This window comes from Pseudomonas sp. DWP3-1-2 (genome assembly GCF_049896285.1).
Lineage (GTDB): Bacteria > Pseudomonadota > Gammaproteobacteria > Pseudomonadales > Pseudomonadaceae > Aquipseudomonas.
In genome coordinates this window covers 57,762-77,039 of record NZ_JAFCTZ010000015.1, presented here as the reverse complement: position 1 = coordinate 77,039, position 19,278 = coordinate 57,762, and the positions used below count along the sequence as shown (strand labels likewise).

Below are 19,278 nucleotides of genomic sequence, written 5' to 3'. Positions count from 1 at the left end.
CCTTGCCCGCGAAGGCGATACTTCCGACGCAAGATCTGTATCAGAGGCCCCGCCCGCGAACATGGAATCTCCAACGAGTCTTGCTCATTCCCGCCAGAACGGTTTCAACCCTTCTGGCCAGATGATGAGCTCTGGTTGACGATAATCCGTTGGAGCGTGGCTTGCCCGCGAAGGCGATACTTCCGACGCAAGATCTGTATCAGAGGCCCCGCCCGCGAACATGGAATCTCCAACGAGTCTTGCTCATTCCCGCCAGAACGGTTTCAACCCTTCTGGCCAGATGATGAGCTCTGGTTGACGATAATCCGTTGGAGCGTGGCTTGCCCGCGAAGGCGATACTTCTGACGCAAGATCTGTATCAGAGGCCCCGCCCGCGAACATGGAATCTCCAACGAGTCTTGCTCATTCCCGCCAGAACGGTTTCAACCCTTCTGTCCTGGCTTGCGCGGGTGTCACGCCGATGTCCTTCAGTTCATCCGGGGTCAGGTTCAGCAACACGTTGCGCGATGTCCAGCGATGGCCATACAGCGCCCAGCGACTCAGTTTCGGCGAGCGAGCGGTCATGACGACCGGCGCTTGACCTTCACTCAGTTCCTGGCTGTAAAGCGATAACCGCACATCACTGAACCCGTTCATTTCCCTAACCCTCATCACGTTGTGTGTGACGTCATGATGGGGCGCGGGTCGAAAGCATTACAGATCCAAACAAGACTATTAATTTGCATACAGATGTTTTCAAATTACGGCTGAATGCTGTAATTTTGGCGCATCTGTATGGTTTCTACTTTCTCCAGCGCCGAGCGTACGCCATGACCCTCTATGTCAACCTTGCCGAATTGCTCGGTGCCCGTATCGAGAACGGCTTCTATCGTCCCGGCGACCGGCTGCCGTCAGTGCGCGCATTGAGCGTTGAGCATGGGGTCAGCCTGAGCACCGTGCAGCAGGCCTACAGGTTGCTGGAAGACAACGGCCTGGCTGCGCCGAAGCCCAAATCCGGTTATTTCGTGCCCGCTGGGCGGACCGTTCCGGCGCTGCCCGTGATCGGTCGTCCGGCACAGCGGCCAGTGGATATTTCCCAGTGGGATCAAGTGCTGGAGCTGATTCGCGCCAAGGCCGATCCCAGGCTTCTGCAGCTTGGGCGGGGCATGCCGGACGTGACCAGCCCTACGCTTCGACCGTTGCTGCGTGCCATGGCCCGAATCAGCCGGAATCAGGACATGCCCGGTCTGTATTACGACAACATCTACGGGACCCAGACACTTCGCGAGCAAGTGGCGCGCCTGCTGCTGGATTCGGGCTGCAACCTCACGGCCAATGACCTGGTGATTACCACGGGCTGCCACGAGGCGCTGTCATCCAGTATCCGCGCCATCTGTAATCCCGGTGACATCGTGGCGGTGGATTCACCGAGTTTTTTCGGCGCCATGCAGACCCTCAAGGGGTTGGGCATGAAGGCGCTGGAAATCCCCACCGATCCGCTCACCGGTATCAGCCTGGATGCACTGGAACTGGCGCTGGAGCAATGGCCGATCAAAGCCATACAGTTGACCCCCAACTGCAACAACCCCCTGGGGTATGTCATGCCCGAAGCGCGCAAGCGGGCGCTGCTGACCCTGGCCCAGCGCTTTGACGTGGCGATCATCGAGGACGATGTCTACGGTGATTTGGCCTACACGTATCCGCGACCCCGCACCATCAAATCCTTTGACGAAGACGGCCGCGTGCTGCTGTGCAGTTCGTTTTCCAAGACGCTGGCGCCAGGTTTACGGATCGGCTGGGTGGCGCCGGGGCGCTACCTTGAGCGCGTGCTGCACATGAAATACATCAGCACCGGTTCCACCGCGCCGCAACCACAGCTGGCGATTGCCGAATTTCTTCAGGGCGGGCACTACGAGCCGCATTTGCGGCGCATGCGCACCCAGTATCAACGCAGCCGCGACCTGATGATCGACTGGGTGATGCGTTACTTCCCGGCCGGTACCCGGGTCAGCCGGCCCCAGGGCAGTTTCATGTTATGGGTCGAGCTGGCCGAAGACTTCGACACTCAGCGCTTGAACCGGGCACTGTTGCCCCAGAACGTGCAAATCGCGGTGGGGAGTATTTTTTCGGCGTCCGGCAAATATCGCAACTGCCTGAGGATGAACTTCGCGGCCAAGCCCACAGCGGATGTCGAGAATGCCGTGCGTACGGTCGGTGAGACCATTCACCGACTGATTGCCCAAGACTGACGCAGCGCGTAACTTTTAGCAGCTTTTCGGGGTCCTATCGCCATACCGAAGTGTGCGGGTGGTTAATGCTGAAGAAAAACCGGGCGTTGCCCTTTTGCCTGCTGTTTGCGTCGTTCGTCAGTGGCTGCGCCCATGTCAGCATTCCCAACGAGCCAAGCCAGGCGTTGCCGCCTACGGACTCGGCGTTCGGCCGTTCCATTCAAGCCATGGCCATGCCCCATGAAGGCCGTTCCGGGTTTCGCCTGTTGCCCAACAGCACCGAAGCCTTCATGGCCCGGGCCGAACTGATCCGCAACGCTCGCACCAGCCTGGATTTGCAGTACTACATCGTCCACGACGGCTTGAGTGCGCGGGCGCTGATCGACGAGTTGCTCAAGGCGGCGGATCGCGGGGTTCGGGTGCGAATCCTGCTGGACGACACCACCAGTGACGGGCTCGATCAGGCCATCGCCACCCTCGCCGCCCACCCGAACATTCAGATCCGTTTGTTCAACCCTCAGGAACTGGGGCGGGAAACCGGCCTGACGCGAAACGTCGGGCGCTTGCTCGATTTGTCCCGGCAACATCGGCGCATGCACAACAAGTTGTGGCTGGCCGACAGCAGCGTGGCGATCGTGGGCGGGCGTAACCTGGGTGACGAATATTTCGATGCCGAGGAAAACCTCAACTTCACCGATATCGACATGCTCAGCGTCGGCCCGGTGGCCCAGCAACTCGGGCACAGTTTCGATCAATACTGGAACAGCGCACTGAGCAAACCCATCGCTGAATTCATGTACTTCTTGCCCACCGTACGTGATCTGGCCAAGGCGCGTGGGCAGCTTGAGGTCTCGCTGGAAGAGGCCCACCAGTTGCACCGGGCGTTGTACGACCGGCTGATGACCTACAAGACCGCCCCGCGTATGAAGACCTGGCTCAACGAGCTGATCTGGGCGCATAACCAGGCGCTGTGGGACGCGCCCACCAAGGTGCTGGCCCGTGGCGAGCCGGACCCGCACTTGCTGCTCACCACGCAGTTGGGGCCTGAACTGCTGAATGTGCATCAGGAGCTGATGTTGATTTCGGCGTATTTCGTTCCCGGAAACGATGGGCTGACGTACCTCACTGAGCGCGCCGACGCTGGTGTGGCGGTCAGTTTGCTGACTAACTCCCTTGAAGCAACGGATGTTCCGGCGGTGCACGGCGGATACGCGCCCTATCGCAAGATTTTGCTTAAACATGGCGTGAAGCTTTTCGAACTGCGTCGCCAGCCGGGCGACACCGGAGCCAGCGGCGGTAGCGGCCCGCATCTGTTCAAGAAAGCCTCTTTTCTCACCAGCAGTTCGGACTCCAGCCTGCACAGCAAGGCGATGATTTTTGATCGGCAGAGAGCCTTCGTCGGCTCATTCAATTTCGATCCGCGTTCAGTGCTGTGGAATACCGAAGTCGGCGTCCTGGTCGACAGCCCGCAGTTGACCGAGCAACTGCGCGAGCTGGCCCTGCAAGGCATGGCTCCGGCGTTGAGTTACCAGGTGAAGCTGGAAGAGGGTCACCTGGTGTGGGAAACCGAGGACGACGGCAAGATCCACACCCTGCACAAGGAACCGGGCGACATGTGGCGCCGGCTCAATGCGTGGTTCAGCAGTGCGGTTGGCCTGGAGAAGATGCTCTAGGCGCTGTACGAAAAGTGGCTGCGCTCGCCGACTTTCCGTACAGAGCTTAGGCCGCAACGGGCTGAACACCAAACGCGCCCCGCCGCGATGACAGGATAACCAGCCCGAACGCGCCAGCCGCCATCAGCAGCGGCAGCGCCTGCCCGCTGACCCACTGGCTGCCCGCCCCGGCCGCCAATGGCCCGATCAGGCAGCCAATCCCCCATAACTGCGCGACGTGGGCATTGGCCCGGACCAGTGCATCATCGCGAAAACGCTCACCGATCAGGATCAGCGACAGGGTGAACAAGCCCCCCGCGCTGGCGCCGAACAACACCCATAGCGGCCAGATCAGTACGGTCTCGACCATCAACGGCACCAACAGGCTGGAAATCATCAGCGCCAGTGCGCAGCCGGAGAACAGCGTGCGCCGGGAAACCCGGTCAGCCAGCGCGCCGATGGGCAGTTGCAGCAAGGCGTCGCCCACCACAACGGTGCTGACCATCGCCAGGGCAATTTCCGGGGTGAAGCCCTGGCGCAGGCAATAAATCGGCAACAGCGTCAGGATCAACGCCTCGAATGCCGCAAAGAGCGCCACTGCCCAGGCGATGGCGGGCATTGAGCGACAGAATTCAAACAGATCGATAAAGGTCACGCTGCAGGCTTCGGCGGTGGGGGCACCGCTGCGGCCCAACAGCAGCAGCGGCGAAATCACCAGCAAGACAACGCCGACCCAGAATCCGTAATCATGTTCAGTACCCAGCGCGCCCAGCAGCAGCGGACCGGCCAGTTGGCACAGCGCGTAGGTGCTGCCATACAGCGCAACCAGTCGGCCACGCAACCGCTCGACCACCAATTGGTTGATCCAGCTTTCGCCCAGCACGAACACGATGGTCAGGATCATGCCAAGCATCAGGCGCAAGCCCAGCCAGATCCAGTAATACGGCAGAAGCGCGAGTAACCCGACGGACAACGCCCCGGCCCACAGGCAGAGCCGCATCAGCGACGCAGTGCCAAAACGGGCGGCCAGACGGCTGGCCAGGCTCGCCCCCAGCAACACGCCGATGGCCGGCATTGCCGCCATGACGCCAATCGCGAACGAGCCATAGCCCCAGCTTTCCAGGCGCAACGACACCAGCGGCATGCTGACGCCCAGGGCAAGGCCGACGCTCAATACCGACGCCAGCACCGCAAAATAAGTCCCCCAACGCATTTCCACGCTCCTGTGGATCAAAGGGCTGAAACGACACAGCCGGGGCCTGTGAAGGCGCCCGGCTGTTTACAAATGACCACTTGCAGGCGCGAGGCTTGCCTCGCGCCAACGGATCCATGACACGGTTACAGCTTGATCCAGGTCGCCTTCAGCTCGGTGTACTTGTCGAACGCGTGCAGCGACTTGTCGCGACCGTTGCCCGATTGTTTGAAGCCGCCGAATGGCGCGGTCATGTCACCGCCGTCGTATTGGTTGACCCACACGCTGCCCGCACGCAACGCCTTGGCGGTCAGGTGGGCCTTGGACAGATTGGCGGTCCACACCGCTGCAGCGAGGCCATAGGGCGTGTCGTTGGCGATCTGGATGGCTTCTTCGGCTGTATCAAAGGTCAGTACCGAAAGCACCGGGCCGAAAATCTCTTCCTGGGCGATCTTCATGGCATTGGTCACGCCATCGAAAATCGTCGGTTCCACGTAAGTGCCACCGGTTTCCTGCAGGATGCGCTTGCCGCCTGCGACCAGTGTGGCGCCGTCGCTGTGACCGGACTCGATGTAGGACAGCACCGTGTTCATCTGCTGAGTATCGACCAGCGCGCCAACGGTGGTGGCCGGGTCCAGCGGATTGCCCGGTTTCCAGGCTTTCAACGCTTCGATCACCATGGGCAGGAAGGTGTCCTTGATGGAACGCTCCACCAGCAGGCGCGAGCCCGCGGTGCAGACTTCGCCCTGGTTGAACGCGATGGCGCTGGCTGCGGACGCGGCGGCGGCCTGCAGGTCCGGCGCATCGGCAAACACAATGTTCGGGCTTTTGCCGCCGGCTTCGAGCCAGACGCGCTTCATGTTCGATTCGCCCGAGTAGACCAGCAACTGCTTGGCAATTTTGGTCGAGCCGGTGAACACCACCGTGTCGACGTCCATGTGCAGTGCCAGCGCCTTGCCCACGGTGTGGCCATAGCCTGGCAGCACGTTCAGCACGCCGGCCGGAATCCCGGCTTCAATCGCCAGTTGGGCAATGCGAATGGCGGTCAGCGGCGATTTTTCCGAAGGCTTGAGCACCACGGAGTTACCGGTGGACAGCGCCGGGCCGAGTTTCCAGCAGGCCATCAGCAGCGGGAAGTTCCACGGCACGATGGCCGCGACCACGCCGATAGGCTCGCGAGTCACCAGGCCAAGCTGGTTGTGCGGGGTGGCGGCGACTTCGTCATACAGCTTGTCGATGGCCTCGCCGCTCCAGCTCAAGGCTTGGGCAGCGCCGGGAATGTCGATGCTGGACGAATCGCTGATGGGCTTGCCCATGTCCAGGGTTTCAAGCAGCGCGAGTTCTTCAACGTGTTTATTGAGCAGCGCGGCAAAGCGAATCATTGCGGCCTTGCGCTTGACCGGCGCCAGGCGCGACCAGACGCCGGAGTTGAAGGTGTTGCGAGCGCTTTCCACGGCGCGCTGGGCGTCGGCCTCATCGCAGCTGGCAACCTTGGCGAGCAAGCGCCCATCAACCGGGCTGAGGCATTCGAACGTGGCGCCGGACACGGCGTTGGTGTATTCACCGTTGATAAAGGCGCGGCCTTCGATCTTCAGATCCTGGGCGCGTTTTTCCCAGTCAGCATGAGTCAGGGTGGTCATACGAATGTCCTCCGCTTGATAGGTTGGAGCATGCTCGAATCGGCAAGCGAGGCCGGAAACGCACGCTTTGGAAGTACCGGAAATCAGAAAACGGCTTTCGCCACCCTAAACCAGTGACTGGGCGATTTCCAATATATTTGACATAAGCCACCTGAACGGCCCAACGATGTTCGTTTTATTCAACATGGCCGGGCGGCTGGCGGGCACTATTGCCTCAGCGCTTCGTCAAACCAGCACTGTAATGAACTGATCACGAGGATGAAAAATGACCATCGACAGCATCGTGGATTTCAGCGAGGCCAGCACCACCGCCGAGCATTACCGCCCCGCCGCCGAGAAGATTTTCAAGGGCGACCCCGAGCAAACGCTCTACAACCATTACAACAGTCCATGCGGACAGATGAGCGCGGGCGTCTGGGAAGGTCAGGTCGGACAATGGCGGGTCAATTACACCGAGCACGAATACTGCGAAATCGTACAGGGCGTGTCGGTGCTGCGTGACGAAGCGGGTGGCTCGAAAACCCTGCGCGCCGGGGATCGATTTGTCATTCCCGCGGGCTTCAAAGGCACGTGGGAAGTATTGGAACCGTGCCGGAAAATCTACGTGGTCTTTGAGCCGAAAATATAGGTTTCTACCGCTTGGCGGCGTTTGTCGGGGTGGAAAATGCGGTGACCACTCAAGGAAATCACCGATACACCTTCGGCCGACTCTTTCTCACCTGATGCGGATGAGCAGGGGAACATCTCTGATTTCCTGTTTGGCTAAAACCGTTCAGGCACAAAAAAACCCGCATCGCTGCGGGTTTTTTTGTAAAGAAGAAAAACCAATTACTTGATTTTGGCTTCTTTGTAGATCACGTGCTTGCGAACCCGCGGATCGAATTTTTTGATTTCGATTTTGTCCGGAGTGGTGCGCTTGTTCTTATCGGTGGTGTAGAAATGGCCTGTACCAGCGCTCGACACCAAACGGATCAATTCACGCATGACTTTCTCCCTTAAATTTTGCCGTCGCGACGGAGTTCAGCAAGCACGACAGTGATGCCGCGCTTGTCGATGATACGCATGCCTTTAGCAGATACGCGCAGACGAACAAAACGTTTCTCTTCTTCAACCCAAAAGCGGTGATGCTGCAGGTTTGGCAGGAAACGACGACGGGTTTTGTTGTTTGCGTGGGAAATGTTATTCCCAGTCACCGGACCCTTACCGGTAACTTGACAGACTCTCGACATGCCTCAGCCCTCTAAAACCACATGCCCAACCCGGCATGGGTTGGCCGCTTAATCTCTCAGTCATTTGGCGCCAGGCGCCGCGTTTCTTTAAGGGTCTTACCGGCTACACCTACAGTGAAGGAACCGGGCCCCTAGAAAAGAGCGCTGCTTTATACCAGAAAGGCTTTGATGCAACAACAGGCAATGCGCTTTACCTGAGTATGGCGCAGCCGTTTGAGCCCGGCAGCAGCGCGCTACCGGGGACAATAGCAAATCTACCGCTCGTCGCGTTACAACGATTGTTCTGCGCCGATGCATGGTCTAGGGTTACTCCCTCACCAGACTGCGCATGCAGATGGGGCCCTTTTCTGACAGGAATATAGCCATGCGTCTTGCTGCGATACCCCTTTTGCTCGCGCCTTTGCTCTCTCCGCTGCTGGCCCAGGCCGCGACGACGTTGAGCGTTTGCACCGAAGCCAGCCCCGAAGGTTTCGATGTCGTGCAGTACAACTCGCTGACGACTACCAACGCTTCGGCCGACGTGCTGATGAACCGTCTGGTGGATTTCGACGCCCAAAGCGGCAAGCTGGTGCCAAGCCTGGCGCAGAGCTGGACGGTTTCGCCGGACGGCCTGACGTATGAGTTCAAAGTGCGTCCGGGGGTGAAATTCCATCACACCGATTACTTCACCCCGACCCGGGATCTGACCGCCGATGACGTGGTGTTCAGCTTCCAGCGCATGCTGGACCCGCAAAATCCCTGGCACAAAGTCGCCCAGAGCGGATTCCCGCATGCGCAGTCCATGCAGCTTCCGGCGTTGATCAAACGCATTGAGGCCCCGGACGCGCTGACGGTGCGTTTCGTCCTTGATCACCCGGACTCCACGTTCCTGGCCACCTTGAGCATGGGTTTTGCCTCGATCTATTCGGCTGAATACACGGCGCAGTTGCTCAAGGCCGGTACGCCGGAAAAACTCAACGGTCAGCCCATTGGCACGGGACCGTTCGTGTTCAAGCGCTTCCAGAAGGACGCGGTGGTGCGCTACGAGGCCAATGCGGATTACTTCGAAGGCAAGCCCGGCGTTGATGCGCTGGTGTACGCCATCACGCCGGACGCCAATGTGCGCCTGCAGCGAATTCGCCAGAATGAATGCCAGATCACGCTTTCGCCCAAGCCTCTGGATATCCGTGAAGCGGCAAAGGACCCGGAGCTGAAGGTCGAGAAAACCGAAGCGTTCATGACCGCGTTCCTGGCGATCAATAGCCAGCACCCGCCGTTCGACAAGGTGCAAGTGCGTCAGGCGATCAATCTGGCCTTCGACAAGCCGACCTACCTCAAGGCGGTGTTCGAAGACACCGCCGAAGCAGCCAACGGACCTTATCCGCCCAATACCTGGGGCTATGCCAAGGATTTGCCCGGCTATAAAAAGAACCTGACCAAAGCGAAGCAATTGCTGGCCGAAGCGGGTTTCAAAGACGGCTTTAAAACCACGATCTGGACGCGCCCATCCGGCAGCTTGCTGAACCCGAACCCAAGCCTTGGCGCGCAATTGCTCCAGGCAGACCTGGCCAAGGTGGGCATCCGCGCCGAAATCAAAGTGATCGAATGGGGTGAGCTGATTCGCCGCGCCAAGGCCGGTGAGCATGACCTGCTGTTCATGGGGTGGGCCGGTGATAACGGTGATCCCGATAACTTCCTGACGCCGCAGTTTTCCTGCGCAGCCGTCAAGTCGGGCACCAACTTTGCCCGCTACTGCAACGCGACGCTGGACAAGATGATCAGCGACGGCAAGACCACCAGCGATCAGGCGGCACGCAGCGCGCTGTATCACCAGGCCCAGGAGCAGATCCAGCAACAGGCGTTGTGGCTGCCATTGGCCCACCCCACCGCCGCGGCGTTGACCCGCAAGAACGTGACCGGTTATCAGGTCAGCCCGTTTGGTCGTCAGGACTTCTCCAGAGTGCAGGTGAAGTAATCAACGCGTATGTTGGAGCGGTGTTTTAAAGGGTGTTACATCAACCCACTCTCAACCATCGACAGTGGGTCGCCGTCGCCGATGATCACGTGGTCCAGCACTTTGACGTCGATCAGCCACAGCGCGTCCTTAAGGCGCCGTGTCAGCTCGATGTCGGCCTGGCTGGCATCGGTGATGCCGGAGGGGTGGTTGTGGCACAGGATCAGACTGGCGGCGTTGTGCACCATGGCGCGCTTGACTACCTGCCGGGGATGCACATGAGCGGTGTTGATAGAACCGTGAAACAGCACTTCGAAGGTGAGCACCCGATGCTTGTTGTCCAGGAACAGGCAGCCGAACACTTCGTGCTGCTCATGTCGCAATCTTGCCTTGAGGTAATTGCGCACCTGCGACGGGCTTTCCAGCGCTGAATCACGCTTCAGGCATTCGGCCATGTGCCGACGTGCCATCTCCATGACCGCCTGCAACTGGGCGAACTTCGCTGATCCCAGGCCCAAATGTGAACTGAATGTTGCGAGGTCGGCATCCAGCAGTGCCCGCAGTCCACCAAATTGATTCAGCAGATGACGCGCCAGGTCGACAGCGCTTTTTCCGGCCACGCCGGTGCGCAAGAAAATCGCCAGCAGTTCGGCGTCGGAAAGACTTGCCGCACCCAACTCCAACAGTCGCTCGCGCGGGCGTTCCGCCGCAGGCCAATCACGAATACTCATAGCACCTCCCTGTGTGTGGACGCCGCTGTTCCAGTGCGGTCGCTGTGCTATCTTAGCCCATCTTTTTTGCGCGGCGATCGGGCCAGACCTGGTCGCTTTGTAACGGGAAAAGCCTCCTGGAAGGCGTCATCGCCGTCGCGCACCACTTGACCATTTAAGGCAGGCCTATGCAGCGGCTGTATCGGAAACGCATCGTTCTCGGCGTCGGCGGCGGCATCGCGGCCTACAAGAGCGCAGAGCTGGTCAGACGTCTGCGCGACCAGGGCGCGGAGGTCCGGGTCGTCATGACCCGTGGTGGCGCGGAGTTTATTACGCCGTTGACCATGCAGGCGTTGTCCGGGCACCCGGTTCACATGGACCTGCTCGACCCGGCAGCCGAAGCCGCCATGGGGCATATCGAGCTGGCCAAGTGGGCCGATCTGATTCTGATCGCCCCGGCGACCGCGGACCTCATTGCCCGGCTGGCCCAGGGCATCGCCAACGATCTGCTGACCACCGTGGTCTTGGCCACCGATGCCATTGTTGCGATTGCGCCGGCCATGAATCAGGCGATGTGGCGTGATCCATCGGTAGAGGCCAACACGCGCTTGCTCGAAGAACGCGATTTTCGCGTCTTCGGCCCGGCCACCGGCAGTCAGGCCTGTGGCGACGTGGGGTTTGGCCGGATGCTCGAAGCCACGGACCTGGCCCAATGCGCCGCCGACTGCTTCCAGCGTCTGTCGCTGACCGGCAGGCATGTGTTGATTACCGCGGGCCCGACTCAGGAGAACATCGACCCGGTTCGCTACATCACCAATCACAGCTCCGGGAAGATGGGCTTTGCCCTGGCCGAGGCAGCGGTTGAAGCGGGCGCCCGCGTCACGCTGATCACCGGGCCGGTCAACCTGCCGACGCCGGATCGTGTGTCGCGTATTGATGTGGTCAGTGCTCGCGACATGCTGGCTGCTTGCGAGGCCGCGATCCCCTGCGACTTGTTCATCGCCTCTGCCGCCGTGGCGGACTACCGCCCTGAAGTGGTTGCCCCACACAAACTGAAGAAAGACCCTTCAACCGGTGACGGCCTGCTGCTGCAAATGGTGCGTAACCCGGACATTCTGGCCACCATCGCCAGCCGTCCCGATCGGCCTTTCAGCGTCGGCTTCGCGGCTGAAACCGAGCATTTGCTCGATTACGCGGCACGCAAGCTCAAGGACAAGAACCTCGACTTGATCGTCGCCAACGACGTTGCCAATCCCAGCATTGGCTTCAATAGCGAAGAAAATGCCTGCAGCGTGATCGACCGGGCGCTGCACGCCACCCTTTTCGCCCAGACCAGCAAAGGCAAGATTGCCCGCCAGCTGATCACTTTTATCGCCGAACGAATGAACCAGGTTTAATCACGCATGCACGCCCTACAAGCCAAGATCCTCGACCCTCGCATCGGCAACGAATTCCCGTTGCCCGCCTACGCCACCACCGGTTCAGCCGGCCTTGATCTTCGCGCCATGCTCAAGGAAGACACGATCCTTGAGCCCGGCCAGACCGTGCTGATCCCCACCGGGCTGTCGATCTACATCGGCGATCCCGGCCTTGCCGCGCTGGTCCTGCCGCGCTCCGGGCTGGGCCACAAGCACGGCATCGTGCTGGGCAATCTTGTCGGGCTGATCGACTCGGATTATCAGGGCGAGTTGATGGTGTCGTGCTGGAATCGCGGACAGACCGCTTTCAAGATCGCCATCGGTGAACGTATTGCCCAACTGGTGCTGGTGCCGGTGGTGCAGGCACACTTCGAACTGGTCGATGAGTTCGACGTCACCCAACGTGGCACGGGCGGTTTTGGTCATTCGGGCAGCCACTGATTCTGGCCCCCCGGTGTTTGAGGAGCCACGTGTGATACGGACCGCTATCAGGCGCGCCAGGGATAAGGACTTCAGGGTGAATCAGTGGAGACAGGCAAGGTGAAAACCGCCCAGCGTTCAGACGATCAGGCCGCACAGCTTTCGACTGTAAACCTGCGCGCCCTCTCCCCCGGATTATTGCCCGCCGCTATCGGTTTGATCGTCGCGGGCGTGCTGGTGTGCGTGGCACTTCTCGGCCAGCAACAGCAAGGCCCGCTCGAACACGTTTGGGGCAGTGCACAGGCCGCATCGGTGGGCGTGGCCCTCAGGCAGATCAATGCCGATACCCAGGCGGCCGCGCTCAATGGCGGTCTGGAGCAGGCGCTGCAAGCCAACGACCCGGCTCTGCTTGACGCCGCTGTCAGCCCGCTGCGCTTTTGGGACGGCGTGCTGGGTGCGCGTGTCAATCCGCTGGGTATGAATGACGTGGACGCACAAGGCGCTGTTCCGATCAGTTTCTCGACCCTGGATATGCTCAATCAGGCCGGGCGCGGTCAGCAGGTGGCACCCGAGGCGCACAAGTTGGGCGAGCGCTGGATGATCTACAGCGCGGCGCCGCTGCGTGCTAGTCCAACGGCGCCCATCAGCGGGACACTGTTACTGGCCTTCGATCCCCAGCGTTTGCTTGACGCGCTGCCGGTGATCCCTGAATCGGTGGGTCAGGTCCGTTTGATTCAGCAGTTCGGCAACGGCCCCGAGCAGGTTTTCCTGCAGCGAGGTCAATCCGACGGCGGCAAACCCGAGCGCATGGACACCGGATTTGCCAACTGGAAACTGGAGTTCACGCCCGGACCGGCACTGGAATCTTCGCCGCCCTATCTGCTCCTGGTTCTGGCGGGATTGATCGCTCTGGCTGGCGTGATACTGGGGTTGTACCTCAATGACCGCGCGTTGCAGCGTCGGGTCTGTGCTGACGCCCGTCAGCTCAATCAACTGCTTGAAGAACTCTCCAGCGGAAAAGCCGTCAAACCTTTCGGTTTAGGCTTGCCCGCGCTTAACGGCCTGGCTCAGAACCTTGCCCGGTTCTCACCTCGCAACCTGTCCACGGCTCAGGCCGTCGATGTGGCCGGTGAGCAATCAGGCGTAATACCCAATAGTGAACAAAGCAGTGCTTCTGCATCGTCTCCACGCGCAGCCTTAAGCGATTGGACCGATCCGCTGTTTCAAGATACCGACATTCTCGATATCGACATCCTCGACGACAACCAGGATTTCCTGAGCTCGGAGTACTCCCCAGTTATGAACACCCCAGCAGCCGTGGCACCCAAATTCCCCGACGATATCTTTCGCGCCTACGACATTCGTGGCGTGGTCGGAGACACCCTCAGCGCTGAAACAGCATATTGGATCGGTCGCGCCATCGGTTCCGAAAGCCTGGCGCAGAACGAGCCGAACGTCAGCGTTGGCCGCGACGGACGACTTTCCGGCCCCGAGCTGGTAGAGCAATTGATTCAGGGCCTGCACGACAGCGGTTGCCACGTCAGCGATGTGGGTCTGGTACCGACCCCGGCGCTGTATTACGCCGCCAACGTTTTGGCCGGCAAGACCGGTGTCATGCTCACCGGCAGCCACAACCCGAAGGATTACAACGGCTTCAAAATCGTTATCGCGGGCGATACCCTCGCCAACGAGCAGATTCAGGCGCTGCACGAGCGCATCAAGACCGGCAACCTGACCTCGCAAAAAGGCAGCGTGACCAAAGTCGACATCCTTGATCGTTACTACAAGCAGATCAAAGACGACATCGTCATGGCGCGCAAGATGAAGGTCGTCGTGGACTGCGGCAACGGTGCCGCCGGTGTCATCGCCCCGCAACTGATCGAGGCGCTGGGTTGTGAAGTGATTTCGTTGTTCGCTGAAGTGGACGGCAACTTCCCGAACCATCACCCGGACCCGGGCAAGCTGGAAAACCTGCAAGACCTGATCGCTAAAGTCAAAGAAACCGGTGCCGATCTGGGCCTGGCCTTCGACGGCGACGGCGACCGAGTAGGCGTTGTGACCAACAAGGGTAACGTGGTCTACCCGGACCGTCTGCTGATGCTGTTCGCATTGGACGTGCTCAAGCGCAACCCTGGCGCCGACATCATTTTCGACGTGAAATGCACACGCCGTCTGACCCCGTTGATCAGCAAGCACGGCGGTCGTCCGGTCATGTGGAAAACCGGTCACTCCCTGATCAAGAAAGAAATGCGCAGAAGTGGCGCGTTGCTGGCTGGCGAAATGAGCGGCCACATCTTCTTCAAGGAACGCTGGTTCGGTTTCGACGACGGCATCTACAGTGCTGCACGCCTGCTGGAAATTCTCAGCCAGGAATCGCAGACTGCCGAAGAGCTGTTCGAAACCTTCCCGAATGACATCTCGACCCCTGAAATCAACATCAAGGTCACGGATGTCACCAAGTTCACCATCATTGAGGCGCTGGAAAAAGACGCGCAATGGGGTGATGCCAAGCTGACGAGCATTGACGGTGTTCGCGTCGACTACCCGCACGGTTGGGGTCTGGTTCGGGCATCCAATACCACGCCGGTTCTGGTGCTGCGTTTCGAAGCTGAAACCGAAGCCGAGTTGCAGCGAATCAAAGACGTGTTCCACGCCGAACTTAAAAAAGTCGCGCCGGACCTCGAACTGCCTTTCTGATTGTTTTTCCCTTTGACTGGAGCCCTGAATGACCCTCGAACGTGATTCCGCAGCCAATGTCGCCAAGGTATTGTCCGAAGCGCTGCCCTACATCCGCCGTTTCGTCGGCAAGACGCTGGTGATCAAGTACGGCGGCAACGCCATGGAGAGCGACGAGCTGAAAACCGGCTTCGCGCGCGACATCGTGCTGATGAAGGCAGTCGGAATCAACCCGGTGGTCGTTCACGGCGGGGGTCCGCAAATCGGTGATTTGCTCAAGCGCCTGTCCATCGAGAGTCATTTCATCGATGGCATGCGCGTGACCGATGCGCAGACCATGGACGTTGTGGAAATGGTACTGGGCGGGCAGGTCAACAAAGACATCGTCAACCTGATCAACCGCCATGGCGGCAGCGCCATCGGCCTGACAGGCAAGGACGCCGAGCTGATTCGGGCAAGAAAGCTCACCGTGACACGTCAGACACCGGAGATGACCAAGCCTGAAATCATCGATATCGGCCAGGTTGGCGAAGTGGTCGGGGTGAATACCGATCTGCTGAACATGCTGGTCAAAGGTGATTTCATTCCGGTCATCGCGCCTATCGGCGTCGGCCCCAATGGCGAGTCCTACAACATCAACGCCGATCTGGTGGCGGGTAAAGTTGCCGAGGCCCTCAAGGCCGAGAAGCTCATCCTGCTGACCAACATTGCGGGTCTGATGAACAAGCAGGGCGAAGTCCTGACCGGCCTGACCACCGAGCAAGTCGACGGCCTGATCGCCGACGGCACGATCTACGGCGGCATGCTGCCCAAGATTCGTTGCGCGCTGGAAGCGGTTCAGGGCGGCGTGAACAGCTCGCACATCATCGACGGTCGCGTACCGAACGCGGTGTTGCTGGAAATCTTCACCGACAGCGGCGTGGGCACGCAGATCACCAATCGCAAGCGTCACTGATTGGCCTCTGGCTCCGCGTAAAGTTGTACAAGGCCCTGCCGGTAACCGGCAGGGCCTTTTTTTATCCGCGTGAACTCGCTGCCTACCGGTCATGGCGAACGGGCCCTCACAGCGTGACGAAACGCCCGGCAGATACCTTAAGCGCTTCTATGCACCGTGGTTCTTCTACCTCAACGAGCGAAGAACAACACCATGACCGTCCACCCAAACGTCCCTCTCCCCTATTTGCCCTCGTTGGTTCAGGCGCTGGCCGCACCGCCTGAACTCGATCTTATTACAACGGTAGTCAGGCGTTTCATCGAGCAACGGCAGGCTTTCTACTACTCACGCGGCGCGACGGCCGCTGGGGATCGCGGTCTATCCCCACCTTCTTTTACCGTCAGCACGTTGCTTCAGGCGCTGACGTGGGAGCGGCTGGATCAGTCTGATGTCGCCAGCTTTTCTCATGACCGGTTTCGGGCGCTGCGCTGCGAAATACTGGAGTCCAGTGACGCCAGGGCGTTGGGCGTCGAATTGCACACGGCGCTGGGCTGGGATCAGGAAGTCGACGCCCGGCAGGCCGACCCTGAACTGCTGAAGCTGCTGGTGTGGAGCGTGCTGATGCTGGAGATCGAGCCGCTGGCCATGCGCAAGCCCTTTCACGTCGCAGGTTATGACCTCTGTGCGCCCGGGAACTGGAGGCTGTCCTACGATCAACTGCGCACCAGAATCGTCGAGGTTCTCCAGTGGAAAACCCAGACCGTTCAGGGGCATCGCTCCAGTGACATGGCGCGTCTGGCGCTGTGCATTCTCGAGCCGCTCATGCCCGACTTTGCCATACGCGACGTCCCGCAAGACCTGCTCTATGGCACGCATCGGTGGGCAAATTTCGCCCACGGGGTCGCCCTCGCCGAGGTCTTGCAGCCCGGCAGTTCGAGCCTGCTGACGTATGAACAATTGACCGGGCTTGTCCTTGAGCAAAGCGGCGAAACGCGTTCAGGGGTCATGGAGATTATCGCTGCGACGCGTGTGCTTCCCGCAGTCCAGTGGGCGCTGGCTGATGGAATACTCGCTCATCGGCAGGGCGGGGATTATTCCAGCGAGGACGCGCAACTGGCCGTTTCCAGGCTCGACCGATACTCGGCGAGGCTGGCGCGCTCGACGCTGGCGCTATTGAGCGACCCGCCGAAAAGAATCGAGATGGCACGCGATAAGCTCAGTGAACTCTTTTCGCCCTATGTGGATGTGGACGAGATGATCATGATCCCGACGACGTTCACCAAGCGTTTCGAGTATTCAATACGCAACCCATCTCCCAGGGCGCGCTCCGGGGAGTTTTATCTTCTGGACGTGTTCGCTGCCGGCTACACGAAGGCCGGAATGGACGTGTTCAAACCTTTGGGCGACATAAAACCAGGTGCGCTCAAAGCCTTTGAAAACCTCAAGGGCGTCGATATGCCCGCTCTTTTTGAAGCGGCATTCAAGGTCTTTTTCGACGAGGCGCGCGCCGCCTACGAGTTCTTTCTCAACCATCTTTTCAAAGAGATTCCCGCCGCCGACAGCCTCAGCCTGAACGAAGGCAAAACGACTGTTTATGCGTTGCAGCGTGAAACCGGTAAACCGTCGCTGGATGAAACCGATCAAGACCGATCCGACGCGACCGGGCGCTTCGGCTTCCTGATTCACTGCGAGCACGATCGTCGCCAATTTGCCTATGAGGTTTTCCCTTTCGAGTCGCGTTTCAAGCGCCGTACCGATCTGGTGCAGCGGGCGGGAACGTTCACTATTGAGGTTCGCTCCGGCCTGTTTGAAAACCTGACCGGCGGACCGCCACGGAGCTATGCCCGGACGGGTGCGCCGATGAGTTTTGATTGGTCGGCCTACAGTCGGGACGCAAACATCACGTCGCCGATTGCGTTCCCGGTTGTCCCTGTGGTGCTTGGCGTATTTCCCGCTGTGGCATCCAGCGACGCCCCTGCCACTCATGCGTCGTCCGCGCCGCGCCTTGCGGCCATTGCAGCGCTGGTCGCACGCCAGCACATGTTCTACGACTACGAGCGAGTGCTCACCTCCCACCGCGGTATCACAGGCGTTGAATTCGTCAGTAGCAACTTTCCACCTGCGCTGCGTATTGCTGCGTTGCTGATTCCCGGGCTCAGTTGCTACAACGCGGCTCAGACCAACGAGTCACCGGTGCTGAGCTGCGTGCTGGACGTGGGTTCGGTCATGGCCCTGCCAATGTTGCGCCTGGCGGGAGGCATGTTCAGGATGACAGTCCAGGCCGGGAGAATCGGGATTGCGCGTGCGCTACCGGCTTTTGGGGGTGCCGCCAGCGCTTTTATCCAAGGAACCGGGCGCAGTTACTTGCAAGCGCTGGACCCGCTGGGGTTTGCGATGTTTTTGGTATCGCTACCCGGCGGGATAATCGCTGGCGGAAGATTCAGCGCTATCGCTATGAGGAGTATGGCAACCCGCATGAAGGCCTGGGCTAACCTCAAAAACAGCAGGCCATTGTTCAGAATGCCGCAACGCGTGAATGGGCGAATAGGCTATCCCTTGAGCGGGCGCGGAGCCGGGTTATCTTCCTCTGGATCGTCAGGTTCAGGCCGAATCATCAAAAGCGTGGGCGAGTACGACGAATTCATCGCCCGGCACCACCTGTTTAAAGATAACCCTAAGGCTGCGGCGGACATGCGGCTAGAAGTCCTGGAAGGCGCAGATATCCGTGTTCATGTGCGGGCGGATGGCAGCCACACGCTGGTCATGAGAGACGCTTTTGAAAACATCTTTATCGACTTGGCCACCGACAAGACAGTGGCCATGGTGAGCCATTACAACTACCGGGAATTAGGGCGCTGGAGGGTAGCGAATGAAGCATCCCATACAAACCTGACCTACCTTAAGGTCAATCAGGTGATTTCACCGAGGGCCAGCCTTGATTCCGCGCGAGTGTCCAGCGTCAAGGACGCCATTGAGAGCGGGGCTTACCTTCCACCCATCGATGTCAAGAAAACAGGAGCAGGCTACAGCGTTATCAATGGGAACCATCGAATGCAGGCCGCGCTGGACCTCAAACTCGGGACCGTCCCGGTGGTCATTCACGCCGTTGATCCAAAGGCGTTGGCCGCGACCGGGCGCGTGACCGACCGTGTCGTGTTGCCGGTTGGCGGGGCCGGCGCAACGTCCGCAGAGGTGGAGATCCCGTCTTCGACGTTCTTGCCAAAACGCCCGACCACCTGATGACAGGGCCATGAGCAGGAGAGTCCA

15 protein-coding genes are annotated in these 19,278 nt (G+C 59.8%); 9 read left to right on the top strand and 6 right to left on the bottom strand.

The annotated features are described in order from the left end of the window. Positions 1–402: 402 nt before the first annotated feature. The gene (locus ACP7B0_RS22355; RefSeq protein WP_426143876.1) at positions 403–636 is read right to left on the bottom strand and encodes a DUF1127 domain-containing protein; all 234 of its coding nucleotides are present in this window, start codon (positions 634–636) and stop codon (positions 403–405) included. A gap of 173 nt (positions 637–809) precedes the next feature. Between ACP7B0_RS22355 and ACP7B0_RS22350 the strand changes: the two genes are divergently transcribed. Both ACP7B0_RS22350 and ACP7B0_RS22345 read left to right on the top strand, forming a co-directional pair. Next, complete coding sequence (locus ACP7B0_RS22350; RefSeq protein WP_426143875.1) at positions 810–2,228, top strand: PLP-dependent aminotransferase family protein; 1,419 nt, start codon at positions 810–812, stop codon at positions 2,226–2,228. A 65-nt stretch (positions 2,229–2,293) separates the two neighbouring features. Continuing rightward, positions 2,294–3,880: a phospholipase D family protein gene (locus ACP7B0_RS22345; protein WP_426143874.1), complete on the top strand. Its 1,587-nt coding sequence runs from the start codon at positions 2,294–2,296 to the stop codon at positions 3,878–3,880. A 46-nt stretch (positions 3,881–3,926) separates the two neighbouring features. Here the strand turns inward: ACP7B0_RS22345 and ACP7B0_RS22340 are convergent, their stop codons facing one another. Both ACP7B0_RS22340 and ACP7B0_RS22335 read right to left on the bottom strand, forming a co-directional pair. Beyond that, the gene (locus ACP7B0_RS22340) at positions 3,927–5,072 is read right to left on the bottom strand and encodes an MFS transporter (protein WP_426143873.1); all 1,146 of its coding nucleotides are present in this window, start codon (positions 5,070–5,072) and stop codon (positions 3,927–3,929) included. Between the two features lie 125 nt (positions 5,073–5,197). Continuing rightward, positions 5,198–6,691 (bottom strand): aldehyde dehydrogenase, encoded by a 1,494-nt coding sequence (locus tag ACP7B0_RS22335; RefSeq protein WP_426143872.1) that lies wholly within the window; start codon positions 6,689–6,691, stop codon positions 5,198–5,200. A gap of 265 nt (positions 6,692–6,956) precedes the next feature. Here ACP7B0_RS22335 and ACP7B0_RS22330 point away from each other — a divergent pair, with 265 nt between their 5' ends. Next, the gene (locus ACP7B0_RS22330) at positions 6,957–7,319 is read left to right on the top strand and encodes a cupin domain-containing protein (protein WP_426143871.1); all 363 of its coding nucleotides are present in this window, start codon (positions 6,957–6,959) and stop codon (positions 7,317–7,319) included. A gap of 200 nt (positions 7,320–7,519) precedes the next feature. Here ACP7B0_RS22330 and rpmG read toward each other — a convergent pair whose 3' ends face one another. Together rpmG and rpmB are read right to left on the bottom strand one after the other, a co-directional pair. After that, complete coding sequence (gene rpmG, locus ACP7B0_RS22325) at positions 7,520–7,675, bottom strand: 50S ribosomal protein L33 (protein WP_003437824.1); 156 nt, start codon at positions 7,673–7,675, stop codon at positions 7,520–7,522. A gap of 11 nt (positions 7,676–7,686) precedes the next feature. Continuing rightward, positions 7,687–7,920, bottom strand: coding sequence for a 50S ribosomal protein L28 (gene rpmB / locus ACP7B0_RS22320; protein WP_007920377.1), 234 nt, complete (start codon positions 7,918–7,920; stop codon positions 7,687–7,689). 364 nt (positions 7,921–8,284) lie between these two features. On the opposite strand from rpmB, the gene ACP7B0_RS22315 reads away from it, so the two are divergent. After that, complete coding sequence (locus ACP7B0_RS22315) at positions 8,285–9,874, top strand: ABC transporter substrate-binding protein (protein WP_426143870.1); 1,590 nt, start codon at positions 8,285–8,287, stop codon at positions 9,872–9,874. 35 nt (positions 9,875–9,909) lie between these two features. Here the strand turns inward: ACP7B0_RS22315 and radC are convergent, their stop codons facing one another. Then, positions 9,910–10,584 (bottom strand): RadC family protein, encoded by a 675-nt coding sequence (gene radC, locus ACP7B0_RS22310; protein ID WP_426143868.1) that lies wholly within the window; start codon positions 10,582–10,584, stop codon positions 9,910–9,912. A 167-nt stretch (positions 10,585–10,751) separates the two neighbouring features. Here radC and coaBC point away from each other — a divergent pair, with 167 nt between their 5' ends. The 5 genes from coaBC (at position 10,752) to ACP7B0_RS22285 (ending at position 19,251) form a co-directional block, all read left to right on the top strand. Continuing rightward, a complete protein-coding gene (coaBC, locus tag ACP7B0_RS22305) occupies positions 10,752–11,960 on the top strand; it encodes a bifunctional phosphopantothenoylcysteine decarboxylase/phosphopantothenate--cysteine ligase CoaBC (protein ID WP_426143867.1) in 1,209 nt (402 codons plus the stop codon). 6 nt (positions 11,961–11,966) lie between these two features. Beyond that, on the top strand, positions 11,967–12,422 hold the full coding sequence (gene dut, locus ACP7B0_RS22300) for a dUTP diphosphatase (protein WP_426143865.1): 456 nt from the start codon (positions 11,967–11,969) through the stop codon (positions 12,420–12,422). 99 nt (positions 12,423–12,521) lie between these two features. Next, a complete protein-coding gene (locus ACP7B0_RS22295; RefSeq protein ID WP_426143864.1) occupies positions 12,522–15,098 on the top strand; it encodes a phosphomannomutase/phosphoglucomutase in 2,577 nt (858 codons plus the stop codon). Positions 15,099–15,126: 28 nt separating this feature from the next. Next, positions 15,127–16,032, top strand: a complete 906-nt coding sequence (argB, locus tag ACP7B0_RS22290) for an acetylglutamate kinase (RefSeq protein ID WP_426143863.1) — start codon at positions 15,127–15,129, stop codon at positions 16,030–16,032. A gap of 192 nt (positions 16,033–16,224) precedes the next feature. Then, positions 16,225–19,251: a ParB/RepB/Spo0J family partition protein gene (locus ACP7B0_RS22285; protein ID WP_426143861.1), complete on the top strand. Its 3,027-nt coding sequence runs from the start codon at positions 16,225–16,227 to the stop codon at positions 19,249–19,251. Positions 19,252–19,278: the final 27 nt, after the last annotated feature.